The organism is Hymenobacter arcticus (genome assembly GCF_054779975.1).
In genome coordinates this window covers 53,070-78,196 of record NZ_BAAGXF010000006.1, presented here as the reverse complement: position 1 = coordinate 78,196, position 25,127 = coordinate 53,070, and the positions used below count along the sequence as shown (strand labels likewise).

General features: G+C 62.0%; 22 protein-coding genes. 9 read left to right on the top strand and 13 right to left on the bottom strand.

Annotated features, from left to right (window positions below; translation table 11 throughout):
- Positions 1–27: 27 nt before the first annotated feature.
- The 7 genes from ACYVGC_RS12320 to ACYVGC_RS12290 all read right to left on the bottom strand — a co-directional run bounded on the left by ACYVGC_RS12320 (position 28) and on the right by ACYVGC_RS12290 (position 7,601).
- A complete protein-coding gene (locus ACYVGC_RS12320) occupies positions 28–468 on the bottom strand; it encodes a cytochrome c maturation protein CcmE domain-containing protein (RefSeq protein WP_460584131.1) in 441 nt (146 codons plus the stop codon).
- 42 nt (positions 469–510) lie between these two features.
- Complete coding sequence (locus ACYVGC_RS12315; protein WP_460584130.1) at positions 511–762, bottom strand: CcmD family protein; 252 nt, start codon at positions 760–762, stop codon at positions 511–513.
- Positions 734–1,411 (bottom strand): cytochrome c biogenesis protein, encoded by a 678-nt coding sequence (locus ACYVGC_RS12310; RefSeq protein ID WP_460584129.1) that lies wholly within the window; start codon positions 1,409–1,411, stop codon positions 734–736. The genes ACYVGC_RS12315 and ACYVGC_RS12310 overlap by 29 nt, the downstream gene beginning before the upstream one ends.
- A gap of 34 nt (positions 1,412–1,445) precedes the next feature.
- Positions 1,446–2,069 (bottom strand): methyltransferase domain-containing protein, encoded by a 624-nt coding sequence (locus tag ACYVGC_RS12305; protein ID WP_460584128.1) that lies wholly within the window; start codon positions 2,067–2,069, stop codon positions 1,446–1,448.
- A 101-nt stretch (positions 2,070–2,170) separates the two neighbouring features.
- Positions 2,171–2,848: a heme exporter protein CcmB gene (locus tag ACYVGC_RS12300; protein WP_460584127.1), complete on the bottom strand. Its 678-nt coding sequence runs from the start codon at positions 2,846–2,848 to the stop codon at positions 2,171–2,173.
- A gap of 164 nt (positions 2,849–3,012) precedes the next feature.
- On the bottom strand, positions 3,013–6,249 hold the full coding sequence (locus tag ACYVGC_RS12295) for a hypothetical protein (RefSeq protein ID WP_460584126.1): 3,237 nt from the start codon (positions 6,247–6,249) through the stop codon (positions 3,013–3,015).
- Between the two features lie 266 nt (positions 6,250–6,515).
- A complete protein-coding gene (locus ACYVGC_RS12290; RefSeq protein ID WP_460584125.1) occupies positions 6,516–7,601 on the bottom strand; it encodes an NAD(P)/FAD-dependent oxidoreductase in 1,086 nt (361 codons plus the stop codon).
- 81 nt (positions 7,602–7,682) lie between these two features.
- Here ACYVGC_RS12290 and ACYVGC_RS12285 point away from each other — a divergent pair, with 81 nt between their 5' ends.
- The 5 genes from ACYVGC_RS12285 (at position 7,683) to ACYVGC_RS12265 (ending at position 16,127) form a co-directional block, all read left to right on the top strand.
- Positions 7,683–8,327 (top strand): MBL fold metallo-hydrolase, encoded by a 645-nt coding sequence (locus tag ACYVGC_RS12285; protein WP_460584124.1) that lies wholly within the window; start codon positions 7,683–7,685, stop codon positions 8,325–8,327.
- Positions 8,328–8,374: 47 nt separating this feature from the next.
- Entirely contained in the window at positions 8,375–9,103 is a 729-nt protein-coding gene (locus ACYVGC_RS12280) for a CDP-alcohol phosphatidyltransferase family protein (RefSeq protein ID WP_460584123.1), read from the top strand.
- Positions 9,104–9,193: 90 nt separating this feature from the next.
- The gene (gene porU, locus ACYVGC_RS12275; RefSeq protein ID WP_460584122.1) at positions 9,194–13,303 is read left to right on the top strand and encodes a type IX secretion system sortase PorU; all 4,110 of its coding nucleotides are present in this window, start codon (positions 9,194–9,196) and stop codon (positions 13,301–13,303) included.
- 117 nt (positions 13,304–13,420) lie between these two features.
- The gene (gene porV / locus ACYVGC_RS12270; protein ID WP_460584121.1) at positions 13,421–14,662 is read left to right on the top strand and encodes a type IX secretion system outer membrane channel protein PorV; all 1,242 of its coding nucleotides are present in this window, start codon (positions 13,421–13,423) and stop codon (positions 14,660–14,662) included.
- A 154-nt stretch (positions 14,663–14,816) separates the two neighbouring features.
- Positions 14,817–16,127: a M16 family metallopeptidase gene (locus ACYVGC_RS12265; protein WP_460584120.1), complete on the top strand. Its 1,311-nt coding sequence runs from the start codon at positions 14,817–14,819 to the stop codon at positions 16,125–16,127.
- Positions 16,128–16,279: 152 nt separating this feature from the next.
- On the opposite strand, the gene ACYVGC_RS12260 is transcribed toward ACYVGC_RS12265, so the two are convergent.
- Positions 16,280–17,236, bottom strand: coding sequence for a hypothetical protein (locus ACYVGC_RS12260; RefSeq protein ID WP_460584119.1), 957 nt, complete (start codon positions 17,234–17,236; stop codon positions 16,280–16,282).
- A 277-nt stretch (positions 17,237–17,513) separates the two neighbouring features.
- Here ACYVGC_RS12260 and ACYVGC_RS12255 point away from each other — a divergent pair, with 277 nt between their 5' ends.
- From ACYVGC_RS12255 to ACYVGC_RS12240, 4 genes are all read left to right on the top strand, one after another.
- Positions 17,514–18,578, top strand: a complete 1,065-nt coding sequence (locus tag ACYVGC_RS12255) for a glycosyltransferase family protein (protein WP_460584118.1) — start codon at positions 17,514–17,516, stop codon at positions 18,576–18,578.
- 102 nt (positions 18,579–18,680) lie between these two features.
- Positions 18,681–19,952 carry a phosphopyruvate hydratase gene (eno, locus tag ACYVGC_RS12250; protein ID WP_460584117.1) on the top strand — a complete coding sequence of 424 codons (1,272 nt, stop codon included), beginning with the start codon at positions 18,681–18,683 and terminating at the stop codon, positions 19,950–19,952.
- A 158-nt stretch (positions 19,953–20,110) separates the two neighbouring features.
- The gene (locus ACYVGC_RS12245) at positions 20,111–20,425 is read left to right on the top strand and encodes an FtsB family cell division protein (protein ID WP_460584116.1); all 315 of its coding nucleotides are present in this window, start codon (positions 20,111–20,113) and stop codon (positions 20,423–20,425) included.
- 66 nt (positions 20,426–20,491) lie between these two features.
- Positions 20,492–20,899: a hypothetical protein gene (locus ACYVGC_RS12240; RefSeq protein WP_460584115.1), complete on the top strand. Its 408-nt coding sequence runs from the start codon at positions 20,492–20,494 to the stop codon at positions 20,897–20,899.
- 4 nt (positions 20,900–20,903) lie between these two features.
- On the opposite strand, the gene ACYVGC_RS12235 is transcribed toward ACYVGC_RS12240, so the two are convergent.
- From ACYVGC_RS12235 to mltG, 5 genes are all read right to left on the bottom strand, one after another.
- Complete coding sequence (locus ACYVGC_RS12235) at positions 20,904–21,704, bottom strand: DUF2490 domain-containing protein (protein ID WP_460584114.1); 801 nt, start codon at positions 21,702–21,704, stop codon at positions 20,904–20,906.
- A 30-nt stretch (positions 21,705–21,734) separates the two neighbouring features.
- Positions 21,735–22,925 carry an anhydro-N-acetylmuramic acid kinase gene (locus ACYVGC_RS12230; RefSeq protein WP_460584113.1) on the bottom strand — a complete coding sequence of 397 codons (1,191 nt, stop codon included), beginning with the start codon at positions 22,923–22,925 and terminating at the stop codon, positions 21,735–21,737.
- 92 nt (positions 22,926–23,017) lie between these two features.
- Positions 23,018–23,350: a nucleotide pyrophosphohydrolase gene (locus ACYVGC_RS12225; protein ID WP_460584112.1), complete on the bottom strand. Its 333-nt coding sequence runs from the start codon at positions 23,348–23,350 to the stop codon at positions 23,018–23,020.
- Positions 23,351–23,359: 9 nt separating this feature from the next.
- Entirely contained in the window at positions 23,360–23,815 is a 456-nt protein-coding gene (gene dtd, locus ACYVGC_RS12220; protein ID WP_460584111.1) for a D-aminoacyl-tRNA deacylase, read from the bottom strand.
- A gap of 150 nt (positions 23,816–23,965) precedes the next feature.
- A complete protein-coding gene (gene mltG, locus ACYVGC_RS12215; RefSeq protein WP_460584110.1) occupies positions 23,966–25,057 on the bottom strand; it encodes an endolytic transglycosylase MltG in 1,092 nt (363 codons plus the stop codon).
- Positions 25,058–25,127 lie beyond the last annotated feature (70 nt).

Below are 25,127 nucleotides of genomic sequence, written 5' to 3'. Positions count from 1 at the left end.
GGCGGGCTTTTGCAGAAACGGGTACGTCTAGTTATTCATGGCCGTAGCCGGGGGGCCGGTTTTACCCAGGTCCTTCTCCACATACTTGCTGGGGCACTTGGTCAGAATCTGGTCGGCTTCAAACACGCCGTCCTTCATGGCGCCCACAATCACCACCTGCTCCGACTTATCCATGTCCTGGGGCTTAGGGTTGCGGTACACCACGCGCTGGGCCACGTGCAAGGTATCTACCATGGTGAAGGCGAAGTAGTTGGGGTTCACCATCGGGTCATATTCCAGGCCCACGGGGTGCTTGTCGGCGTCGCGGGGCAGGGTACCCACCACGTGCACCTTGGCCGCGTTGCCGGCCGCCGCCTGCTGCCGAGCAATGGCAAAGGTCGAATACGTGCTGGCATCCGACATGGTGCTGATGATGATGCCTACCGCGGCCGCGATGACGACCAGGATGAAGATGTGCGACTTTTTCATAAGATATGTAGCTAACAAATTTGCTGCGAAAGAGGTGCCGGCTTAGCGGCCTTCCACTTCACGCTCCAGGCGGCTTACCTTGCGGTCGAGGCGCACCAGGTAAGCCAGTAACCCACTGATAATGATAACGATAACTAATACTACCACGTAGATTTTGCCGCTGGCGCGCAGAGCATCGGCCATTTCGGGCTGGTCGGCGGCGTTGGCTTGGGCAAAGGCAGCGCTGGCTAGCAGCAAGAGCGGTAGCAGCAGGACCACGGCCCGGCTAAGCAAGTTGTTTGTCTTGTTTTTCATAAATCTTTTCTTTCACAAAGGCAAAGCGGCAAGCTACTTCCGTAATCCAAACGCCGAGCAGCGTCCAGCCGATTACGGCCGGGTAAAAAACGAGACGCATGGCGCTGTCAAGGTCGTACTTCGAGAAGCCGGGGTTGCCGCCCATGCCGGGGTGCAGCGACGCCGACGCCAGCCGCGGCATGATGAACAACAGCGGAATGGCCGCCGCAAAGGCGAAGATATTGTAGATGGCCGACAGCCGGGCGCGCTGCTGTTCGTCCTGCACTGCCCCGCGCAACACCAAGTAAGCCAAGTAGATAAGCATGGTCACGGCCGCGCCGTTGAGCTTCACGTCGGTAGTCCACCAGGTGCCCCAGGTGTAGCGCGCCCACAGGCTGCCCGTCATTAAACCCAACACCCCCAATAGGATACCCGTCTTGGCCGACTCGTGGGCCAGGGTGTCGAGGCGCGGGCTAGGGTCGCGCAGGTAGCGGATGGAATTGACCACCGAAGCCAGCAGGATGATGGTCATACCAAACCACATCGGCACGTGGAAGTACAGGTTGCGCTCCGTTTCGTTGAGAATAGCCAAGCGCGGCACGTGGCCCAGCAAACCCATTACCGCCGTGTAGAGCAGCAGCACAATGGTCATGTATTTCCACCACTTCATAGCAAGTATCAGTTAACAGGGTGTGAGTATCAGTTCAGTTGGCGGGCACGTGGCCGACCACCCCAAAGAGCGGGTCGCCGTAGGGCGGGCGGTGGGCGTATACTTCGGCGGGGCCGAAGCCGGCGGCCTCAAAGTAGTGCTTGACCAGGCCGGCGTGGCCCGCGTCGTCAAGCGCTTGCCAGGCGTACACGGCTTTGTCGGGAAAGCAGCGGTTAGAGAACGTGACCACCAGCGGCGCGCCCGGCCGTAGCACCCGCGCCAGCTCCTTAAAAACTTCGACCGGCTGCGTGAGGTACTGCACCGACACGCAGATGCCGGCCGCATCGAACTCCGCATCGCCGTAGGGCAGCTGCGGGGTTTCGTTGAGATTCTGGACGATGCCCGGCTCGGTGAGGCGGGGGTTGTGGGCCAGCTCCTTGGCATTCATGCCCAGGGCGGCCACGCGGGCGTAGGCTACTTCGGCGGGCAGGTGGCTCACCCAGCTACTCATGAGGTCGAGGATGCGGCCACCAGCCGGAAAATGCTGCCGGTAGAGCTGCGTAACGGCCGCCACGGCCGCCGGGTCGATGTGCGTTACCAGGCGCTCGAAGATATAAAACTCGCTGTCGGGCGCTTCGTCGTGCCGGGCAAACGCCTGAGGGGGAAGGTCAGTTATCATTTAACAATTATCAGTTATCAGTCAGCTAATTATCAATTAAAAACAAGTCGTTAATGCGCTCCAAAAAGCTGATAACTGCTACTTGATGACTGTTAACTGACCTAACTGCGCCACAGGAATGGAAACAACAGATAAGACACCGCGCCCACGATAAAGTTCAGCGCCACCAGCGTGATAACCGAGCTTTGGCTGGCGTCCCAGGGCAGGCCATCGAGGGCGTTTTTGCTCACCTTCACCAGTAGCAGCAGCACCGGCACCAGCACCGGTAGGCCCAGCACGGCCAGCAGCGTGCCGCCCCCCGCCTGCCCCGCCCGCGCCGCAATACCGGCCACCAGCGTCAGCGACGAAGCCAAGCTCACGGCCCCCAAGCCAATGCTAAGCAAATACACCGGCCAGTCTTGCACCGGGTTGCCCAGTAGCAGCGTGTAGAGCAACAGCCCCGGAATAGCTAATGCAATGAGCAGCAACGCATTATATAGAATCTTGGCCAGTACCACCGCCTCGGGCCGGGCTACCGTATAGTAATACAGCCGAAGGCCAGCCGACTCCTGAGCCAGGCCACGCCCAGCAGCGCCCAGCGCCGCAAACAGTAAAATTATCCAGAACAGCGCGTTCCAGGCCGGGGCCGGCGGTGCGCCCCCACGAAAGCTGAAGCTGAGGTAGCTCACGTACACCGTGCCGCCCACGTAGAGCAGCAGGCCACCCAGCGCGCTACGCTGCCGCCATTCCAGGCGCAGGTCTTTCAGCAATAAAAGCCAGATTTCAGCGGGCAGCGACACGGAGCAAAGGTACGCTGAGGGGAGGGAGTGAAAAGAAAGAACGTCATGCAGACCGAAGGGAAGCATCTCGCTCGAATCGTTGGGTTATTAATCCAATAATGCGAGCGAGATGCTTCCCTTCGGTCTGCATGACGTTCTTATTGCGCTACTTCATTTCAACTCCGCTAAAAGTCGTGGCCCAGCGTGAAGTAAGGTTTGGGCTTCGAGGTTACGTAGTTTTCCTGGGCCCAGGCCAGGTCAAACTTGGTGTAGAAGCCCAGCACCGTGGAGCGGATGCCCACGCCGTAGCCAATGAGGAAAGGGTTGGTGAAGTTGGTTACCGTACCGTTGAAAATGTTGCCGTTGCCGCCAAATTTGATGGTGGTGTTGGAGTTGTTTTCACCGAAGGGGTTGCTACCCTCGTAGGCCGTGCCGGCGTCGAAGAAGCCGATAATCTGCAAGTTGCGGAAGAAGCCCGAATAGATTGGCTTATTGGAGAAGTACTGCACGATGGGCAAGCGCAACTCGCTGTTTAGCAATACGTAGCGGGTACCCTTTTGGCGGCTCAGGTTGAAGCCCCGCAGGTTGGTGACGAACTGCTGGTAGAAGATGCTGGTGGGGTCGGGGTTTTGGCCGGGCGGGGCCAGCAGCTGCTGGTCGGCATAGCTCTGGCTCACCCAGTTGTCCATGCCGCCGAGGCGGAACACCTGCTGTGGATTGCCGCCGCCCTCGGCTGCGCCGAAGAACTGGCCGTAGCTCACGCGGTTGGCCCAGACAAGCTGGCGGTGCAGCTTCTGGTAGTGGCGCAGGTCGATGTAGAACTTGCCGAAGGCATTGGCCTTGTTGGCCACATCATTCATTTGTAGCACGCCCACCTTCATGCGGGTACCGAGCAGCATGTTGACGCCCGTGGCCCGCGAGTTATCAAACACCAACTCGGCATTGAAGCCGGCGTAGTTGCGGGTAATATCTTCACTAGTAGACGATACGCCGGTGAGCGAGCGCGAGATGTTGTCGTAGCGCGGGCCGCCGCGCAGGCTCAGGCTGTGGGTGAGCGGGTAGGCAATGGTGGGCGCTACCGAGTGGCGGCCGTAGCGAAACTGCTCGCCCGCGCCGCCCGCATCGAAGAAGTAGGCCTGCTTCTGGTAAGCAATTGTCCAGTCGAAGCGCCGCGTCACGTTGGTGTACGACACGTTGATGTTGCTGGTGCGCAAGTCGAGCTGCCCAAACAGGCTGGCCTGAAAGCGGTGATTCTCAAAGGCATCCGACAGGTTGGCTTGCAGCGAGAAGCCGAAGCCCAGCAGCGGGTCGATGGCGATGCCCGTCACCAGGTTGTCGGCCATAAAGCGCGTGTCGTAGCGGTACGGGCCAGCAATGGTGCTGGAGGCCGTGCGGGCGTTGGTCGCCGCGGCGGTAGTGGCCTTGGCATTGCGCCGGGCGCGGGTGGGCGTCACGTCCTCATCTTCCTCAAACTGGTAGTTGTTGGGATTGAGTGGGGCCGTGCTGCGGCGCTTAGCGGCCGCCGCGGCCGTAGCTGGGTCAACGGCAGCAGGAGCAGCGGCGGCCGGTGCGGTAGGCGTAGTAGCGGCCGGGCGCACGGGGGCCGGGGCGGGCTGCGAGCGATTTTCCAGAATGCGCTGGCGCGACGTTTTGCCCAGTACCAGGTCGGTGGGCAGCGGGAACTGCGGGTAGAGATAGAGCAAATCGCGGGCCTGCACCTGCGGAATGAACGCCAGCGTGCCCTGGGCGGCACCGTAGTCGAAGTCCTGCATGTTGGTGGCAAAGCTGCTCACCGGCTGGTGCTGACCCGTTTTGCGCGAGTAGCGGTAGAGGCCCCGAATACCGTTTTCTTCGCCCAGGTACAGAATCTCGTCGTCGGAAATCGGCCGGGGCCGGGTTTCGTTCGAGATGGTGCTCACCAACGACTCGATGGGGATGGCCCGGCCATCGAGGTGGCAGATAAACAAGTCGTAGTTATTCACCACGTTCGGGAACGTGGCGGGGCGGGCGCGGCCCGTGGAGTCGAGGTAGCGGTTGGAACTAAAGGCGATTTCCTGGCCGCTGGGCATAAACACCGCCTGCTGGTCGTCAAACAGGTCGTTGGTCAGCTTTTCGGGCTGCCGGCTACCGGCGCGCAGTAGGTAAATGTCGTTCTGCCCATTCTGCACTGCCGTAAATACCAGGGCTTTGCCATCGGCCGAGTAGTTCATATCCAGCACCTGGTCATAGGGCGCGAAGATGGTAGTGGGCGGCTTGAGGCGCAGCGTGCGGCTGAAGCGGCCAGCCAGGTCCAGCGTCAGGGCCTCACGCAGGCGCAGCACCATGCGGCCGCGCAGCAGCTCGGCTACGGCCAGCTGCGAGTTGCCGCGCCAAGCCAGCACGGGCAGGCGGGTTTCGATTTGCTGATCGGGGGTGCGGTAGCCGCCGTGCAGCAGCGTGCGCTGGTGGGTGCCGTCGCGGTTGGCCACCACCACGCGGTAGCGGCCCTGGTCGTTCTCAGCAAAAGCCAGGTGCTGACCATCGGGGCTGAATACGGGCTGCGAAAACACGTCGAGCCCGCGCTTGTTGCGGCCGCTGATGCGGTTGGCTTCGGTTGGCACCGTGAGGGAAGCCAGCGAGGCCCCCGTATTAATATCGCGGTAGTAGCCCACCCAATTGCGTAAAAACACTTTGAACGGCACGTTCAGCGACGACGAGATGCCCACTTCCACATCGCGGGTTATGCGCGTGAGGTTCAGCACGTTCTGCACCGTGCCGTAGCCGTAGCGTTCGGCAATGTAGTTCCACACGCTGTGGCCCGCCAAGCGCGGGTTGCGCAAGAAGAACGGGGCCGTGCGGTTGCCGGTGGGGTACTGGCGCACCATGTCGCGCATGTAGGCGTCCATATCCACGCTCCAGCCCTCGGCGGCGTAGGAGGAAGCGCCGTCCACAAACCAGCCGGGCAATTGCAGCAGGTAATTGCTTTGCAGCACCTCGCGCAGCGAGCCGCCGTACATCATATCATCGAGCAACACCTTGGTTATCTGGTAGCTGAGCTCGCGCTTGAAGTCGGTTTGGCGGCCCGTGAAGGACACTTCTACCTTGGTTTGGCGGGCCAAGTTGGCCTCGCCGCCGCTCACGGCGTTGGCCACGGGCAGGTTGATGTTGCTCTGCCGCAGGTCGCCCACCGAGTTATACAGCATCAGCGTGGTCTTGCTGTAGGGGAAATACCCCACCAGCGCCGTAATGCGCTGGAGTTCCTGCTCGGCGTAGGCGGCCGTGCGGCGGGCGCTGGCCTCACCCCCGGCGTAGAAGTAGACGTTGAAATTCTGGGTGGAAAACTGCTGCCAGTCGAATTTCTTGTACTGAATGCGCACCCGGCCAAACGGCTCCTGCGCGGTTTGGGCGCGGGCGGGCCCGGCCACCAGCAACCCCCACACCATTAGCACCAAACCTATGCCCCGCCCTACCCGGGAGCCAGCCGGATGCCGGCCTACCAATTCAAGAAAATTCACAGCAAATAGCGTCAGATTATGGAGGAACGAGGGGTCTTTCTGCGTTTTTTGGTACTCGTTTTGCAATACTCGTTTTTTTGTTTACAACTCATTGATTAACAAATAATTATCAACAAAAAACAGGCAACGGACAACGGAAAGCAAACAACGGACAACTTTAACGCCGGCCGGGGCCGACTTGGTATCCGGCCAAGTTATTGTGCCGGATAAAGCTCGTAGTAGCGGGCTAAGTTAACATCGGGCCACAGCTCGCCGCTGCCAGCCAGGTGGTCGGCAAGCAGCGGGGCCAAGCGTGGGGCCATGCTCACGCCCTTCGAGCCAAAGCCGCCGAAAAGGCTAAGCCAAGGTAGGGCAGGATGGCAGCCCAGCAGCGGGCGGCGGTCGCGCACGGCGGGCCGCACGCCGCGCTGCTCGCCCAGCACCTCAAACGGCAGCGCCGTGAGGCCCGCCAGTCGCCCGGCCAGCTCGCGCTGGTCGGCATCGCCGGGCTCAGTAGCAAAAGGCGGCCAGCGGTAGGTAGCCCCCACCCGAAACTGCCCCGGCACCACGCCCGGCACCACGTAAGCCCCCCGATTGAGGACCTGCGCCGTACTCAGGCCGGGCACCGCTACATCGAGCACCGCGCCCTGGTTGGGCGTGAGGGGCAGCCAGGCAAAGTGCGGGCAAACCAGCGCCGCTGCGCCCTGGCAGCATACCACATGGCGCGCCCGCAACTGGCCCGGCGCGTAGGCTACGCCAGTGCCGTCGCTAACGACGTGCTCCCAACTAAAAGTTTCTTCGCGCAGCCAGCCTTCGGCCTTTCCTTGCCGGGCCAGGGCGGCCAGCAGCATAGCCACACGCAGGTGGCCGCCGCCCCGCAGCCAGGCCCCGCCAAACGGCGCCAGCAAACCCGGCCGCTCAATGGGCGTTGGGTCAATTTTTTCGACAAAGCCCTGCCAAGGGTCTTCGGCGGCGCGGGCCAGCATTTGCTCCTGCTCTTGCGGCGAGCCGAACACCTTGAGAATGGGGCTGGCTTGAAAAAAATCTTCGCCCAGCTCTTCGTTAAGCGCCTGGTAATAAGCCACTGCGGTGGGTAGCGTTTCCTGGGCGCGCCAAGTGAGGGCAAAGCGCTTGCCGGCCACGGGGTTCATGAGGCCGGCGGCCACGCGGGAGGCCGCCTCGGGCCGCGGCTCGTCGTAGACGAGCACGCGGTGGCCGCGGCCGCGCAGCTCGCGGGCCAGCACCGCCCCGGCAATGCCATGGCCGATGAGCAGGTAATCGCAATCAGTATAATCAGTCATTCGTAGGGACAAAGTACGGGCGGGCAGCCGGGTCGCCGCCCGTGGCCCCCGCACCGCCGCCCCTGCCGTTACCTTTGCCACATGCTGCGTATTGTCTCCTTCACCTTCAACGGCTTCGCCGAAAACACCTACCTGCTCATCGACGAGGCCACGCGGGCCACGGCCATTGTGGACCCCGGCATGTACTCGGCCGCCGAGCAGCGCACGCTAAGCGCTTACATTGACGACAACAAGCTTGATATCAAGTATTTACTGAATACGCATGCGCACATCGACCACGTGCTGGGCAATGCCTTCGTGCTGCGTACCTACCCCGGCGTACCGTTCTGGCTGCACGCCCTCGACCTGCCCACGCTGCGGGCCGTGGCTACCTACGCCGGCCCCTACGGCTTTCCGGCCTACGAAGGTGCCGAGCCTACGGGCGAGCTGGCGGCCGGCCAAGTTATTAAGCTGGGCGAAAGCGAGTTGCAAGTGCGGTTTGCGCCGGGCCACGCGCCGGGCCACGTGGTGCTGTATAATGCGGCCAGCGGGCAGCTCATTGGCGGCGACGTGCTGTTTAAGGGCAGCGTGGGGCGCACCGACCTGCCGGGCGGCGACCACGCCACGCTTATCCAAAGCATTATGAGCGAGTTACTTACCCTACCCGATGCCACGGTGGTGCATCCCGGCCACGGCCCGGCTACCACCATCGGCGCGGAGCGGCGCAGCAATCCGTTTTTGACGTAACCCACTCGATAACTCGCCTTTAGCGTAACTATAAAGCAGCCAACCACTTGAAACGACACCTTCCCAACGCCGTCACCTGCCTCAACCTGCTGTGTGGGTGCCTGGCGCTCACGTTTATTTTTCGGGGCGAACTGGTGCTGGGGGCCTACCTGGTGGGCGCGGCGGCCATCGCCGACTTCTTCGACGGGCTGCTGGCGCGGGCGCTGCGCGTATCGACGCCCATCGGCAAGGACCTGGATTCGCTGGCCGACATGGTGTCGTTTGGGGTGGTGCCGGGGGCCATTATGTTTAAGCTGCTGGAACAAGTGGGCTTACCCACCAGCTTACAGTTGCTAGGCGGCTTAGGCTTTATTATCAGCATCTTCTCGGCGCTGCGGCTGGCTAAGTTCAACAACGACACCCGGCAGACTACCTCGTTTATTGGCCTGCCTACGCCGGCCTGCACCTTGGTGGTGGCGTCGCTGCCGCTCATCTTGGCCTACGACAACTTTGGGTTGAGCCCGGTCATTCTCAATCCGTGGCTGCTGCTGGGGCTCACCGTGCTGCTCTCGGGCCTGTTGGTGGCCGAGCTGCCGCTGTTTGCGCTGAAATTCAAGAACCTGCGCTGGCTCGGCAACCGCCGGCGGTTCATTTTCGTGGCCCTCGCGCTGGTGCTAGTGGCTACGCTGCGGGCGGCGGGCATTCCGGTGGCGGTGCTGCTGTACGTGCTGCTGTCGGTGCCGGGCCGGGTGCGCAGCCGCGACCCGCTGGAGCCCAACCCTGCTGCCCCGCAATAACTTGGGCCAGGCGACAGTTAACCTGCGCGGGCGTGAACCGAAGGCGACGTATTTTTGATTGGTGCCTGCGGGCCTTAGCTGGTTGTATTTATGCGAAACCTTTTCTCGATGTGGTGGCTGGGGCTGCTGCTGGGCGTTGGCCTGGCCGCGCACGCCCAAAGCGGCTCCCAAACAGTACCCGTTAGCCTCAGTTGGACCACCTACGCCAGCCTGCGCAACCCCGCCGCCCGCCCCGATGCGGAGCCGCGCCGGGTGCCCAGCTTCCGGGGAGCCTACCATGGCCCCAACGACGTACTGGGCACCTTCACCCTGCGCCTGCCCGGCACCGTAGCCAGCGGCGAGCTGCGCGATGCGGTGTACGAAGCCTTTCCGGCGGCTGATGCTAAGTTATTGGGCAACACTACGTTACCTAACAACCCGGAAATCCAGCTTCGCACTGGCATTGAGGCTCGCCAGGCTTACTCCTACGTGCTGCTGAAGCCCGTGCGCCGCAACCCCCAAACCGGCCAGGCCGAGCGGCTGCTGTCGTTCAGCTACGCCTACCAGGCGGCGGCCGGGGCCGCGGCTACCCGTACCACGGCCCGCAGCCACGTGAACACCTCGGTGCTGAACAGCGGCGACTGGTACAAAATCGGGGTGCCCCATAATGGTATGTACAAGCTCGATATGGCCGCGCTGCGCAGCCTGGGCTTGCCGGTAGCCACCCTCGACCCGCGCCGGGTGCAGCTGTTTGGCAACGCCATGGGCTTGCTGCCCCAGGCCAACGCTACGCCCCGGCCCGACGACCTGGCCGAAAACAACCTGCACTTTGTGGGTAATAACGACGCGACTTTTAGCTCCGACGAGTACTTCCTATTCTACGCCAAGGGGCCGCACACGTGGCGGGCCAGCCAGCCGGGCCGGGCAGCGCGGGAAGTGCAGCCGGGCCTCTACGACTTGCTGGGTGAAGGCGGCCGCTTCAAGCACATCAATAACTTCTTTTCGGATACGGCTTACTATTTCCTGACGGTGGGCAGCCGCGATGGCCGGCGCGTGCCCACGGTAGCCGCGCCGACGCGGCCCGCCACGGGCGCGCCCATTACCACGTTTCTGGACCGGCGCTTTTATGAGCACGACCTGGTAAATATCCTGCACTCGGGCCGGCGTTGGCTGGGCGAGGCTTTTTCAAACAGTACTCCTTCGCGCGACTTCGTATTCAGCGGCGACGGCAACCAGCCGCTGGCCGACCTCGTGGCCGGTGATACCCTGCGCCTGACCGTGGCCACCGCCAGCACCGCCCTGCAAAGCAGCACCTTCGATGTGACGGTGGGCGGCGCCAGGCTCGGCACCCAATCGCTGCCCGGCCTGCCCAACGGCTCCTTTACGACGGTGGCCAACAACGACTTCCGCACCTTCACGGCGCTCACGCCGGCCGGCCTCACCGACCCCAAAGTGACGCTTAGCTTCGCGTCTTTCGACCCCAGTGGCACCGGCTACCTCGATTACCTGGAGCTGGTGGTGAAGCGCCAGCTGCGCCTCAGCGCCGCGTATCTGGAGTTCAACTCGCTGAATTACAAGCGCGGGGCCAATACCGTGGGCACCTTCACGGTGGGTAACGCTGCTGGCGCGCTGGTGTGGGATGTCACCAACCCGCGCCGGCCCCAGGCCCAGGCGCTGGATGCCAGCGGCAGCTTTGCGGCCGCTACCGATTCGCTGCGCGAGTTCGTGGCCGTGCAGCCCAGCGGCACGTTCGAAGCGCCCCGGCTCTTTGGCAAAATCGCCAATCAGAACCTGCACACCCTCAACACCGATGGCAAGCTGGACCTGGTAATTGTGACCTACGCGCCCTTCAAGGCGCAGGCCGAGCAGCTGGCCCAGCACCGCCGCGACTACAATGGCCTGAACGTGGCCGTGGTAACCACCCAGCAGGTGTACAACGAGTACAGCTCGGGCGGGCAGGACGCCACGGCCATCCGCGACCTGATGAAGCAGGTGTACGACCGCAACCCCGACCCTGTAAACCGCCGCGGCTACCTGCTGCTATTGGGCGATGCGTCGTTCGATTATAAGTCGTCGCCATTCAACGACGCCAGTAAGGAGCCCACGTGGTGGGCTACCCGCCGGCCCTTCGCGACTAACGTCAACTTTGACGCGGCCAACCAAAATTTCGTACCCACTTACGAGTCGCGCGAGTCGTTTTTTCCGGTGCAGCAGTTCGGATTGGGCCGCAACAATACGGAGGGTGAAAGCAGCTATTCGTCAGAGGATTACTACGGTCTGCTCGACGACAGCGAGGGCGACTGGACAGAGTCGTACGGGGCCACGTTTGAGGCCACCGATATTGGCGTGGGCCGCCTACCGGTGCGCACGGCGGTAGGCCAGCGGGCCGATGCCAGCCAGGCCCAGCAGGTAGTAGCCAAGCTTATCGACTACGATGCCACCACCAGCTTTGGCAAGTGGCGCAATACCATCGCTCTCACGGCCGACGACACGGACCAGGAAAAAAGCAACGAGTTTGCCACCGAGTCGGAAACGATTTTTGCCGCCAACATCAAGCGAAGCGAGCCGGCCTACAACATTCGCAAGGATTACCTCGACCTGTTTCCGCAGGTAAGCCAGGCGGCCGGGCAGCGCTCGCCGGCGGCCGTAGCCGCCATTGATGAGGCCCTGGAGCAGGGCTCGCTGCTGATTGGCTACACCGGCCACGGCGGCCCCCGCGGCCTCACCGACGAGCAGGTTATCAACAATGCGTCGCTGCTGGCTCTGCGCAACCAGCACCGCCTCACCTTCCTGGTTACGGGCACCTGCGACCTGAGCACCTACGACAACCCCGACCTGACCTCGGCCGGTGAGCAGGTGCTCACCGACAACGCCACCGGTGGCGCGGTGGGGTTGTTTACCACCACGCGGGTGGTGTACTCCAACTTTAACACCGAGGTAGTCAACAACTTCTACACGCAGGTGCTGGCCCGCAGTGCGGCCGGGGCCCTGCCCTACCTGGGCTTTGCGGCCAGCACGGCCAAAAACCAGTCGCCCAGCGGCGACCTCAACAACCGCAACTACACCCTGCTCGCCGACCCTACCACCCGCCTGGCCTACCCCCGCCAGCGCGTGGTGCTCGACTCGATTCGGGTGGACAGCAACGTCAACCGCACCTTCACCAGCGTTGACAGCCTGCGCACCCTCAAGGCTCTGAGCCAGGTGCGGCTGAGCGGCCACATCGAAAACAACGGCGTACTGAGCACCACCTTCGGCGGTACGGCCGACGTCACTATCTACGATAAGCCCGTGACGGTGACTACGTTGGGCGACGCTGGCTCGGTTCAAATTCCCGTGGAAACCCAGGAGAACGTTATCTACGGCGGGCAGGCTACGGTGAGCGGCGGGCGCTTCGCGGTGAAGTTTGTGGTGCCCAAGGACATTGCCTACAACGTGGGGTTGGGCAAAATCAGCCTCTACGCCCAAGACTTGGCCAATAAGGTGGATGCCCAGGGCTACCAGCCGGCCCTCATTGGCGGGGCTTCGCGCCTGGCCCCCACCGATACTACCCCGCCGGTGGTGCAGCTCTACATGACCGACGAGTCGTTTGTGTCGGGCGGCAGCACGGACCTGAGCCCGCTGCTGTTGGCGCGCCTCACCGACAAGTCGGGCATCAATACGTCCAGCGCCGGCATCGGGCATGATATTACGGTGACGCTCGACAATGACCCCAGCAAGCTGGTGACCGTCAACGATGCCTATACTTCTGACGTTGACAACTTTATGGCCGGCCGCCTGCGGTATTTGTACAAAGACCTGACGCCCGGCCCCCACACAATTCGCCTGAAAGCCTGGGACACCTACAATAATTCGGCAGAAGGCACGGTTGACTTCATTGCGGAGCAATCGGCTCAGCTGGCCCTCAACCACGTCTTGAACTATCCGAACCCGTTTAGCAACATCACCACGTTCCATTTCGACCAGTCGCGACCAGGCTCAGAGCTGGATGTGCAGGTGCAGATATTCACGGTGGCGGGCCGCTTGGTAAAAACCCTGCGCACCACTATCCCCGTGAGTACCAGCCACGTACCCAGCACCATTCAGGACGGCACGCTGAGCTGGAATGGGCGCGACGACTACAACGACCAGCTGGCGCGGGGCGTGTATGTGTACCGCGTGAGCGTGCGCACCCCCGACGGCCAGGCCGCCACCAAGTTTGAGAAGTTAGTTTTGCTAAACTAATCCGGGCTTCATTTTCGTAGGTCCTATCGAAATAGTATTTTCTAGTTACGCGTCGCTTCTTCTTGCAACGCTTTACCAGTAGCCAACCCTCTTGCAATTAGCACTTTACTAAACCATATGAAGTTTTTTCGTACGCTAAGCTTTGCGCCGGCGTTGCTGTTGCTGGCGGCCCCGGCCGCGCTGGCTCAAAACCAGACTGCTACTCCCGAGCTGCACACCATCACCACGGCGGTGCCTATTCTCACGCTGAGCCCCGACGCCCGGGGCGCGGCCCTCGGCGACGCCGGGGTGGCTACCTCGCCCGATGCGAATGCGGCCTTCTACAACCCCGGCAAGCTGGGCTTTGTAGATTACAAGTACGCCTTCTCGCCCTCTTACTCGCCCTGGCTGCGCCAGATTACCGATGACATGAGCCTGAGCTACCTCTCGGGCTACGGTAAGGTGGGTGAGCGCGGGGCCATCGCGGCCTCGCTCATGTACTTCAGCCTGGGCCAGATTGACTACCGCGACGGCAGCAACCTGCCCAACGGCTCGTTCAACCCTAAGGAATACGCCTTCACGGTGTCGTACGGCCAGAAGCTGGGTGAGAACTTCGGCGTGGGCATCTCGGCCCGCTACGTGCGCTCCAACCTGGTGGGCAACTACTCGGGCAACGACGCGCAGGCTGGCAACTCCTTCGCCGCCGACCTCGGGGCCTACTACAGCAAGGATGCCACCATCGGCACCGGTGTGTACAACCTAGCCTTTGGCGCCGCCATTTCCAACATCGGCAACAAGATGGTGTATGGCAACTCGCTGAACCCCAATAGCCCCAACTTCCTGCCCACGCAGCTGCGCCTGGGTACGGCCATCACCCGCGAAATCGACTCGTACAATAAAATCACGCTGGTATTCGACGCTACCAAGCTGCTAGTACCTTCTGCTTACTACGAGGACCCTTACGACCGCACCAACCTCACGCAGGTGAACCGGGTGAACCAGACCAATCGCGAGCGCCAGCAGTCAGGCATCGTGTCGGGCATCTTCAACTCGTTTAGCGATGCACCGGGCGGCTTTAAGGGCGAAATGCAGGAAATCAACCTGCACGGTGGCCTGGAGTACTGGTACAACAATACCATCGCGGCCCGCGTGGGCTACTTCTACGAGAACCCTCACACCGGCGACCGCCAGTACCTGAGCTTCGGCCTGGGCGCCAAGCTCTCGGTATTCGGCGTCGATGGCACCTACCTAGTGCCCAACTCGCAGGCCAACCCGCTGGCTCAGACCATCCGGGTTTCGCTGCACTTCAACCTCAACAAGCTGGCCGACGCCTTCGATGAGCAGGGTGCCGGTGGTACCCGTGGCTCGCTACCTAACTAACTTATTACCAAGCAAGTAACAGGTTGTCATTGCGAGGGCAGCGAAGCAATCGCACCAGAACGGGGCCGGTCGGGTTTCGGGCTGGTGCGATTGCTTCGCTGCCCTCGCAATGACAACCTTTGTGTTTCAACCTAATCTAGCTTTTCCTTCCTCCGTGCTCAACCGTCTTTCGCCCCCGCCTACCCACCCGCTCACCAACATTGTGCTGCCCACGCCTACCGTGCAGCACCTGCCCAACGGCACGCGCCTACACCTGCTAGCCAACGATGCCCAGCCCGTGCTGCGCCTGCAAGTAGTGCTACCGGCCGGCAAGCGCCAGGAGCCGCTGCCCGGCCTCTCGCAGCTCACGGCCCGCATGCTCACGGAGGGCACTGCCACGCGCACCGCCCGCCAGATAGCCGATAGGGTGGCCTTCTACGGCGCGTCGCTCGACTGCGAGGCCGGCCCCGACCGCGCCACGCTCACGCTCTACTGCCTGGCCCGCCACCTGCCCACGCTGCTACCGCTGGTGGCCGAGGTACTGGCTACGCCCACTTTTCCGGCCGAGGAAATGCGCCAGATGCAAACCCGCATCAGCCAAAACATGCGCGTGGAGCGCCAGAAAATCAGCTACCGCGCCAGCGAGGAAATGAACCGTCAGCTATTTGGCGAAGACGCGGCTTATGGCAAGCCATTTGACGAGATTGCATTTAACCAGCTTACCTACAATGACTTGCGCGACTTTCACGCGGCAGCCTACGCTCCGGCCGGAGCCGAGCTGTTTCTGAGTGGCGACATTAACGCCTACGCCGAGGAGGTAGCCGCTACCTTAGGCGCGTGGCAGCCGGTAGCGGGTGCCGCTTCGGTAGCGACTGCGCCTCCCGCAGCTGCGGCGCTCGCGGCTGCGCCCAGCGTTATCACCGTGCCCATGGAGGGCAGCCTCCAGGCTTCACTACGGGTGGGGCGACGCTGGCCGGCCCTCACCGAAGCCCAAACGCCCGAGCTACTGCTGCTGGTGAAGGTGCTGGGCGGCTACTTCGGCTCGCGCCTGATGCGTAACATTCGGGAAGACAAGGGTTTTACCTACGGCATTCAGGCCAGCGTGGTGGCCCGTGAGCAGGCCGCGTCGCTGGTTATCGGCACCGATGTGAATGGCGAAAGCGCCGACGCCACGCGCCGGGAAATTGCCTTTGAGTTGGCCCGCCTCCAGGCCGAGCCGCTGGGCGACGACGAGTTGGAAACCGTGAAAAACTACACCCTGGGCAAGCTGCTGGGCGAAACCACCACCGTATTCGAGCAGGCCGACCGCTACCGCTACGTGCTGCTGCAAGGCCTACGCCCCGACTACTACGCCGAGCTGGTGCGCCGCACCCAGGCTGCCACCGCCGACGAGCTGCTGGCCCTGGCCCGCACCTACCTCAGTCCCGCCGACATGCTCACCGTAGTGGCTGGCGGTGCGGTGAGTGAGGCAGCTGTAAATGAGTAAGTTGTGAACGAATGGGTGAGTGAATGAAAAAGAACGTCATGCTGAGCTTGTCGAAGCATCTCTACCGCGCCAGTTGGGTTAGTAATCCTCACGGCGTGGTAGAGATGCTTCGACAAGCTCAGCATGACGTTCTTTTTCATTCAACTACTCGCTTAGCGCGACAAATTAGGAATTCGGAACTGCACGCCCAGCGAGGGAATGAATGTAACCCCGCTGAGCGAGGACATGCTGCCATCGAGCAGGGTGTAGTCGCCGTAATTCTGATAGTATACGCTCACGGCCGGCACCACGTACACGTATTTGTAGCCCAGCTTGAGGTTGAGGAACAAGCCGTAAGACGAAAAATTACGGCTCTGCTTGGGTAAATCGGCCAGCTTGGTGCCGCCCGTGCGGTTGTATAAGTTACTAGGTGTGAAGCCGTAGCTCACCCACGAGTGCGAGTACACCGCGCCGTAGCTGATGGCCCCAATGCTCTCCTCGGGCCCAAACGACTGGCTGACTGTGAGCGGGATAATCACGTCGTGGCGCGAGGCTGACAGCCCCAGCAGATTATTGAGGTCACTCAGAAAAGAGATATTGGGCAAAGACGCCCGCTGAATGGCGTATTGCAGGCCGATGCTGGCGTAGGTGGTGCCGCTGGCCGCGCCCCGCTCGGGGTTTTCGATGGAGCCCGTGGGGCCCAGCAGTTGGTACTGCGTATCGAACACGTGCGAGCCAAAGGCGTACTTATAGCCCACATCGAGGCGCGGCACCACGCCGTAGCGGATGCTGAGGTCGGCGGTGGGCTGCAAGGGGTCGAGCAGGTAAGCCAGGGCGGCCGTTTGCAGGCTGCTCACGGTGCCCGAGTAGCGCACGGTATCGCCGCGGGCGGCTTGGCTGCCGAGCTGGCCCGCCGCGCTTTTCACTGCCGAGCCGGCCTTGCTGATGGGTGCCGAGCCCACGTTGAACCCCTGGTTGTAGGCCAGCCGAAACTCGCCCTGGGGCGTCACCTTGCCCGAAGTAGTGATATTGCGTGGGGCCGTGCAGGCCCCAGCGCCTACCAAAGCCAGCGCGCCCAGGCCAGCCAGCAACCGGCGCCGGCGCGCCACGGAGAGAAAAGAAATCAGCATAAAAAACGGGTTAAACAGCGATGAGGACGTGAAAACGAAAACCGGGCCAACCACCCTAACCAGGCCGCAAGAAACGCCCGGCGGCGGCTCCAAATTGCATTTTAATCGGCCAACGCCGCCTTCGTATCGACCCAGGCAGTGATGTAGCGCGGACTTTTAGTCCGCGAGTACCAAGCCTACTTAACTCGCGGACTGAAAGTCCGCGCTACTGGGCAACGGCTACGAAATCACTCCGGGGGCGTACTTGCCGCTTGTTACGCCCTTTCCCACTCTTCCCATGACTATCCTCTACGGCGTGCCGGGCGAAGGCCTCGGCCACGCCACCCGCAGCAAAGTTCTCATTACCTGGTTGTTAGCCCAGGGGCACGATGTGCGCGTGGTCAGCAGCTCGCGGGCCTTTACGCTGCTTGATAAGACGTTTCCGGGCCGGGTGCTCGAAATCGCCGGCTTTCACATTGCCTACGAAGGGCTGGCGGTGTCGAAGTCGCGCACCATCGGCCTCACGCTGCGCAGCGCGCCCGAGGCGCTGCAAACCAACTTTCGGCAGTACCGGCAGCTGCTGCACGGCTTCCGGCCTGAGGTGGTAATCAGTGATTTTGAGTCGTTCAGCTACTTCTTCGCCAAGCTATTGCGGGTGCCAGTTATCAGCATTGATAATATGCAGATTATCAGCCGCGCCCACCTCAACGTGACGGTGCCCGCCGACGAGCGCGAGTCGTACGACGTGGCGCGCTACCTGGTGCGCGCCAAGCTGCCGCGCGCCCGGCACTACCTGATTACTACCTTTTTTGAGCTGCCGCTGCGCCTGCGCTACGCTGAGCGCACTACGCTGGTGCCCAGCATTATCCGGCCCGAAATTCAGGCGGCCCAGCCCACCAAGGGCGACTACATCCTGGTGTACCAAACGGCTACCAACCAAACCAACCTGGTCGAGATTTTGCAACAAATGCCTGAGCAGGAGTTCCGGGTATACGGCTTTAACAAGGATGAGGCGCACGGCAACGTGCTGCTGCGGCCCTTCTCCGAGGCGGGCTTCATTGCCGAGCTGGCGGGCAGCCGGGCCGTGCTCACCAACGGTGGCTTCTCGCTGATTTCGGAGGCCGTGTACCTGCATAAGCCGGTGTGCGCGGTGCCCATTCCGGCGCAGTTTGAGCAGTGGCTGAACGCGGCTGAGATTGAAAAAATGGGCTACGGCCGCCGTTTCGAAGAAATCACGGCCGAGAACGTGCAGGCCTTTCTCACTGGCTTACCGCAGTTTGAGGCGGCGCTGGTCGGGTATGCGCAAAATGGCAACGAGGTATTGTTTGCCCGTCTGGCCGAGCTGCTGGAAGATGTGCAGTAAGCTTTAGCTTGCCGTAAACGATGTGCAGTGCGCCGTACCCACGGCAAGCTAAAGCTTACCGCACAGCCCTACATTTGCAACTCTCATCTCCCTTTCCAACACATGAGCTACATCGCAGCCATCCATGCCCGCCAGATTCTGGACTCACGCGGCAATCCAACCATTGAAGTTGACGTAACCACCGATTCGGGCACCGTAGGGCGCGCTGCCGTACCGAGCGGCGCCAGCACCGGCGTGCACGAAGCCGTAGAGCTGCGCGACGGCGACAAGGCCATTTACCAGGGCAAAGGCGTGCTGAAGGCCGTCGAAAACGTAAACACGACCATTGCCGAAGAGCTGATTGGCTTCTCGGTGTACGAGCAGAGCCTGATTGACAAAATCATGCGCGAGCTCGACGGCACCCCCAACAAGGGCAACCTCGGCGCCAACGCCATCCTGGGCGTGAGCTTGGCCGCCGCCCGCGCTGCGGCGCAGGAGCTAGGCCAGCCGCTGTACCGCTACGTAGGTGGCGTGGGCGCCAACACGCTGCCCGTGCCGATGATGAACATCCTGAACGGCGGCTCGCACGCCGACAACAAGATTGACTTTCAGGAATTTATGGTAATGCCCGTGGGCGCTAGCTCGTTCAGCGAGGCGCTGCGCTGGGGCACCGATATTTTCCACACCCTCAAGTCGGTGTTGAAAAAGGCCGGCCTGAGCACCAACGTGGGCGACGAAGGTGGCTTTGCCCCCGACATTCAGAGCAACGAAGAAGCCATTCAGCTGGTGCTGCAAGCCATCGAGCAGGCGGGCTACAAGCCCGGCGAGCAGGTGATGATTGCCCTCGACCCCGCCGCGTCGGAGTTCTTCGAAGATGGCCACTACCACTTCAAGAAGAGCACCGGCGACAAGCTGACGCCCGAGCAAATGGTGAGCTACTGGGTTGACTGGACCAAGAAATACCCCATCATCAGCATCGAGGATGGCCTGGCCGAAGACGACTGGGCGGGCTGGAAGAGCATCACCGACCAGGTGGGCAAAAAAATTCAGCTCGTGGGCGACGACTTGTTCGTGACCAACGTGGAGCGCCTGCAACGCGGTATTGATGAGCACATTGCCAACGCTATCCTCATCAAGGTAAACCAGATTGGCACGCTCACCGAAACCATCGACGCCGTGAACCTGGGCCGCCGCAATGGCTACAAGTCCATCATGAGCCATCGCTCGGGGGAGACGGAAGACAACACTATCGCCGACTTGGCCGTGGCCCTAAGCACCGGTCAAATCAAAACCGGCTCGGCCTCACGCTCCGACCGCATGGCCAAGTACAACCAGCTGCTCCGCATTGAGGAGGAGCTGGGCGAAACGGCTTACTTCCCCGGCAAAAAAATGTAGGTTGTAACGGCGTAGTCGTTAGCTACTTATTAGAACGTCATGCTGAACGCAGTGAAGCATCTCTACCACGCCACGAGGGGTACTACCCCACGCGGCGCGAGCAAGATGCTTCACTTTGTTCAGCATGACGTTCTTTTGTAAGTAGTTACTCCATCCTCATGCAGCTTCCTCCTTTTCTCACGCCCGTGTTGCGCGTGCTACGCAACTTCTATTTCCTCACGGCCGCCGGCTTTGTGGTCTGGATGGCCGTGTTCGACTCCAACGACTTCGGCAAGCAGTACGACATGTACCACAAATGGCGCGAGCTGAAAGCGGAAAAAGAATACTACGAAGCCAACATTGCCAGCGTCAAAAAGGACCGCGCCGAGCTACTCAGCTCGCCGGCCCTGCTCGAAAAGTTTGCCCGTGAGAAATACCTCATGAAGCGGCCCGGCGAAGACGTTTTCGTGCTGGTACCCAAAGAAGAAGAATAAATACTTATCAACCAAGTTATTAACTTATCAACAGTTACTAAGCTGCGCTTCCTTTTTCTCCTGCTCGTGGTAGCGGCCGGCCTGGCCGCCGCTGGGCCGCCAACTCATCCGCCGCGTCAGCCGCGCCCTACTCAGGCGCAGGTGGCGCGGCGGTTTTTGCTGGAGGTGCTGCGGGCCGAGTACCCCGCCGCCTACCGCCGGCTGGCCCCCGAGGTGCGGGCCGCCGTGCCACTGGCAGCTTTTAAGGTGGCAGCGCAGCCACTGTGGCAAGCCGGCCAGGTGCGCGGCGTGGCCGTGGAGCTATACCAGATTGGGGCGCGGCTGGGCACCGGCCGGGGCGGCAACCAGTGGTTTTGCCGGTTCTCGTTTGCCAGCGACTCGGCGCGGCGGCCGCCACCGGTGCTGCTGGAAGTCACGTTTCGCGATACCGCGGCGCGGGCCGTGCTGGGCTTTGGGCTGCGCCGGCGGCCATAGCGCACTACTTGTTCTTATTCTTGGTGAAGTCGAAGCCGTAGACCACGTTGAGCCGGAAGCCGTTGTTGTTTTCAAACACCTGCCGGCTCGTAGCGGCGTCGAGGCTGCCTTGCAGCGTCCACTGGTTCAGGTAATTAAGCTCCAGCTGAAAGGCTTCGGTAAACTGGTAGCCCAGGCCGCCCGAAATCCGATTCTGGTTGTACACGTTCTGGTTCACATTCGGCCCGAAGCCGATGAACAGCTCATCGAAAAACGTGAAATACCACTCGCGGTCATCGATGGTGGGGCCTTGCAGCGGCACCTCACCGGCCAGCTGGTAGCGAATGCGGTTCTGGTACTGCCAGCTTTCCACGCGGGTGGGCTGGGCGGGGTCCAGCTGCCCCAGCCAGCGCTGGTCGAGGCGCAGGCGGTGCGCCAGGTGCAGGCGGCCGTAGTCGGCGCTCAGCGTCACGTCTTCGTAAATGCGGTGCTCGGGCGTGGGCTCGCCCAGCTTGGCCGAGGGGTGTTCGCCGTAGGTGTAGGTGGTGAAATTGGTGTAGCCACCGCCAAATTTCACATCCTTTTGCAGCTTATAGATGCCGCCCAGGCGCAGCAATAGCTGCTGCGGGTCGGCCCCGAAATGCACGCGGCGCACCTGGGCTTCGGTGTGGATTGCCCACTTCTCCGCCACTTTATGGTCGCCGTTGTAGGTGAACCAGGCCAGCGAGTTTTGGTCAACCAAGCGGGTATTTTGGGCCAGGGCGGGCGCGCTGGCCAGGGCCAACAAGCTGGCCGCGGGCAAGCAATAGCGTAGTAGAAAGGTCATCTGCGGTGCACCTACGAAATTTCGAGTGAATCAGCCAGGTAACGAGATTTTGCCCAGGCTGAGGGCCGGGTTGCCCGCCAGCGTTTCATTGGCCAGCACCGCGAACAGCACGGCTTCCTTGGCATCGGGCGGCACGCCAGCGGCGGCGGTGCTACCCAGGTGGGCAGCGGGCAGGTGGTGGGCCAGGGCCGCCAGCAGCTTGGCGTTGTGCGCACCGCCGCCGCTCACGAGCACTTCAGCGGCCGGCTGAGGGCCGAGGTAGTGGCGCGCCGCCTGGGCTACCGCGCCGGCCGTGAGTTCGATGAGCGTGGCCAGCACGTCGGGCGCGGGCAGGCTTTTTGTACCCGTAGCTTGTTGATTTTCTGTTAGATATACTGGGGAGAACAACTCAGGGCCGGTGGTTTTGGGAAAAGGCGCGGCAAAGAATGGGTGGCTGCGCAGCGCGGCTAATAGGCCCGCGTGCGGCTGGCCCTGGGCAGCAAGCTGACCGCCGGCGTCGTAGGCGCGGCCGGGGTAGTGCTGGCGCACCACGGCATCGAGCAGAGTATTGGCGGGGCCGGTGTCGGTAGCCTGGATGGGGCCACCATCGGCGGGCAGCAGCGTGAAATTAGCGATACCGCCCAGGTTGAGCAGCAACCTGTTAACGCCGGGCTTGCGAAATAATAACTCGTCGGCAAATGGGGCCAGCGGCGCGCCCTCGTAGCCGGCGGCCACGTGCTTCTGCCGAAAATCGGAGAGCGTGACAATGCCCGTGAACCGGGCCAGGTGGTCGCCATCGCCGATTTGCAGCGTGGCGTGGTGCGGGAAGTCGGCCCGCCCGTGCTGGTGGCGCGGCGCGTGCCAGATGGTCTGGCCGTGGCTGGCCAATACATCTACTTCACTGGCAGCTATTTGCCAATCATCCAGGCAGTTAAGCACCAGCTGCGCGTGGTAGCGGGCTAGCTCGGCGTTAAGCAGCACTAAGTCTTCCAGCCGAATGGTAGGCTGGCTCAGCGCCCGCAGCCGCGCCCGAAAATCCGCCTCATACGGCACCGTAACAAACTGTTCCAAAGCTACTTGCAGCGTAGCGCCGTGGCCGGTGCAGTGGCACAGCGCCACATCGAGGCCATCGAGGGAGGTACCCGACATCAGGCCGATAATGCGGCGGCTGGGCTGCGCGGCAATGGTGAAGAGTTTGGCTAACTGCGGGTTCACTAGGGTAATAGTATGGGTGTAGAGCATGCTTTAGCTTGCTGACATAATAGTTTGTAAAGCTTTGTTATTTAACTAGATGCGTGACCATTCGTTCCGCTATCGGCAAGCTAAAGCTTACCCTACAAGCCCTTTAGCTTGGGGTTGTCGCGGTGGCGGGTGGCGTCGCGCTGGGTTTTCTTGGCCAAGTTGCGGGCCAGGGCCTCGGTGAGGTTCACGCCGGTTTGGTTGGCCAGGCAAATGACCACGAACAGCACATCGGCCAGCTCGTCGCCTAGCTCGCGGCCTTTGTCTGACTCCTTGAATGACTGCTCGCCGTACTGCCGGGCAATGAGGCGCGCCACCTCCCCCACTTCCTCGGTGAGCATAGCCATGTTGGTGAGCTCGCTGAAATAGCGCACGCCAGTGGTGTTAATCCACTCATCTACCGTGGCTTGGGCTTGTTCAATTGTCATCGTAGTCAATTAGTTAGCTGGGGTGGGTGAGTCGAGTACAATGGTAACCGGGCCGTCGTTGAGCAGGCGTACCTGCATGTCGGCCCCGAAGATGCCGGTGGGTACGGGCAGGCCCAATTCCTGGGTTACCAGCGCCACAAAGCGCTCGTAGAGCGGCTTGGCCACGGCGGGCGGCGCGGCCCCAATGTAGCTGGGGCGGTTGCCCTTGCGGGCATCGGCCAGCAGCGTGAACTGACTCACTACCAGCACTTCGCCCGATGCATCGCGCACGCTGCGGTTCATTTGGCCGTGGTCGTCGTTGAAGATGCGCAGGCCCACCAGCTTGCGGGCCATCCAGGTGAGGGCGGCTTCGTTGTCGGTGGGGGCGCAGCCGGCCAGCACCAGCAAGCCGGGGCCAATCTGGCCGATAATGGTGCCCTCGACGGTGACGGAGGCTTCGCGGACGCGCTGAATAACGAGACGCATTTTTCAGTTTAAGAGGCGAATGGTTAAAAATTCATCTGTCATTGCGAGCCTGCGAAGCAATCGCATCAGCACGAAATCGTTCGGGTGTGATTGCTTCGCAAGCTCGCAATGACAGGCGTTCTCTGCGCAAACTCTATTAAAAATTGGTAGTTACCGCTTGATTTTCAGGCTATCCAAATGGTGCTGAAAGCGGCGGGCGTTGAGCTTATGCTCGGCAAAGGTGACGGCAAAATCGGAGAAGCCGCTGCCATCGGGGCGGGCGCAGAAGAACACGTAATTGTGGTGGGCGGGGCGCAGCACCGCATCGAGGGCCTGCGGGTAGGGCGTGGTGATGGGGCCGGGCGGCAGGCCCTTGTGGCGGTAGGTGTTGTAGGGCGAATCCACTTTTTTGTCCACGTTCAGCACGCGCTTGCGGGTACCCAGGCCGTGCAGGGGCCACAGCAGCGTGGGGTCGGCTTGCAGGGGCTGGCCGCGACGCAGGCGATTGAGGTACACACCGGCGATTATAGGCTTGTCGGTGGGCTGGGCCGTTTCGCGCTGCACAATGCTGGCTAGCACGGCCACCTGCACCTTGCTCATCCCCAGCGAGTCGGCTTCGGCCAGGCGGCGGGGCGTCCAGAAGCGGCGGTGCCGCGCCGCCACGGAATCGAGGAAAACCGGCGCCGGCGTGGGCCAGAACAGCCGCAGCGTGCCGGGGATAAACAGCGTGCCAATAGTGGCCGTGTCGAGGCCGTAGCGGCCCACCAAATAGGCATTGCTAATCAATAACTTATGCAGCTGAGCGGTATCCAGGTTGAGCTGGCGGCCGGCCTGGCGCGGCAGCTGCGGCAAGTAATTTACGGGCTTGAGCGTGAAGGCCAGCGTGTCTTGCCGGCCGCTGGCCAGCAGCTGCACCAAGGCCAGGTTACCCAGGCCCGCGGGCAGCGTGTAGCGGCCGGGCTGCACCGGGCGGGCGGGCGTGCCGTAGCCGCACCAGCCCGCCACGCGGGCAAAGGTGGCGGGGCGGCTCAGCTGGCCGGGCCGGGCTAGCGAGTCGAGCACGGCATTGAGCCCCACCCCACGCCGGATGTAGAGGTAGGCGGGGCCATCCACGGCGGCTGGCACGTTGGCCCGGTACAGCAGATGCCAGGCCAAGCCTACGCCTGCTAACAATAAGATTATAAGCCCACTAGCCACCCACCAGCCCCAGCGGCGGCGCTTGGGGCCCAGGGGCGCGGGTAAGGCTATAAAGGGTTCGGTCATTGACTGGGTAAAAGCGCAGCTACCAACCGGCGGCGCTTCGTCAAAATTAACGCCAGCCGGCTGGCCCGCG

Bases quoted from the DNA above. Each gene is read 5' to 3' on its own strand.
- ACYVGC_RS12320 (WP_460584131.1), bottom strand. From the start codon at position 468: ATGAAAAAGTCGCACATCTTCATCCTGGTCGTCATCGCGGCCGCGGTA.
- ACYVGC_RS12315 (WP_460584130.1), bottom strand. From the start codon at position 762: ATGAAAAACAAGACAAACAACTTGCTTAGCCGGGCCGTGGTCCTGCTG.
- ACYVGC_RS12310 (WP_460584129.1), bottom strand. From the start codon at position 1,411: ATGAAGTGGTGGAAATACATGACCATTGTGCTGCTGCTCTACACGGCG.
- ACYVGC_RS12305 (WP_460584128.1), bottom strand. From the start codon at position 2,069: ATGATAACTGACCTTCCCCCTCAGGCGTTTGCCCGGCACGACGAAGCG.
- ACYVGC_RS12295 (WP_460584126.1), bottom strand. From the start codon at position 6,249: ATGGTGTGGGGGTTGCTGGTGGCCGGGCCCGCCCGCGCCCAAACCGCG.
- ACYVGC_RS12290 (WP_460584125.1), bottom strand. From the start codon at position 7,601: ATGACTGATTATACTGATTGCGATTACCTGCTCATCGGCCATGGCATT.
- ACYVGC_RS12285 (WP_460584124.1), top strand. From the start codon at position 7,683: ATGCTGCGTATTGTCTCCTTCACCTTCAACGGCTTCGCCGAAAACACC.
- porU (WP_460584122.1), top strand. From the start codon at position 9,194: ATGCGAAACCTTTTCTCGATGTGGTGGCTGGGGCTGCTGCTGGGCGTT.
- porV (WP_460584121.1), top strand. From the start codon at position 13,421: ATGAAGTTTTTTCGTACGCTAAGCTTTGCGCCGGCGTTGCTGTTGCTG.
- ACYVGC_RS12260 (WP_460584119.1), bottom strand. From the start codon at position 17,236: ATGCTGATTTCTTTTCTCTCCGTGGCGCGCCGGCGCCGGTTGCTGGCT.
- ACYVGC_RS12255 (WP_460584118.1), top strand. From the start codon at position 17,514: ATGACTATCCTCTACGGCGTGCCGGGCGAAGGCCTCGGCCACGCCACC.
- eno (WP_460584117.1), top strand. From the start codon at position 18,681: ATGAGCTACATCGCAGCCATCCATGCCCGCCAGATTCTGGACTCACGC.
- ACYVGC_RS12245 (WP_460584116.1), top strand. From the start codon at position 20,111: ATGCAGCTTCCTCCTTTTCTCACGCCCGTGTTGCGCGTGCTACGCAAC.
- ACYVGC_RS12235 (WP_460584114.1), bottom strand. From the start codon at position 21,704: ATGACCTTTCTACTACGCTATTGCTTGCCCGCGGCCAGCTTGTTGGCC.
- ACYVGC_RS12230 (WP_460584113.1), bottom strand. From the start codon at position 22,925: ATGCTCTACACCCATACTATTACCCTAGTGAACCCGCAGTTAGCCAAA.
- ACYVGC_RS12225 (WP_460584112.1), bottom strand. From the start codon at position 23,350: ATGACAATTGAACAAGCCCAAGCCACGGTAGATGAGTGGATTAACACC.
- dtd (WP_460584111.1), bottom strand. From the start codon at position 23,815: ATGCGTCTCGTTATTCAGCGCGTCCGCGAAGCCTCCGTCACCGTCGAG.
- mltG (WP_460584110.1), bottom strand. From the start codon at position 25,057: ATGACCGAACCCTTTATAGCCTTACCCGCGCCCCTGGGCCCCAAGCGC.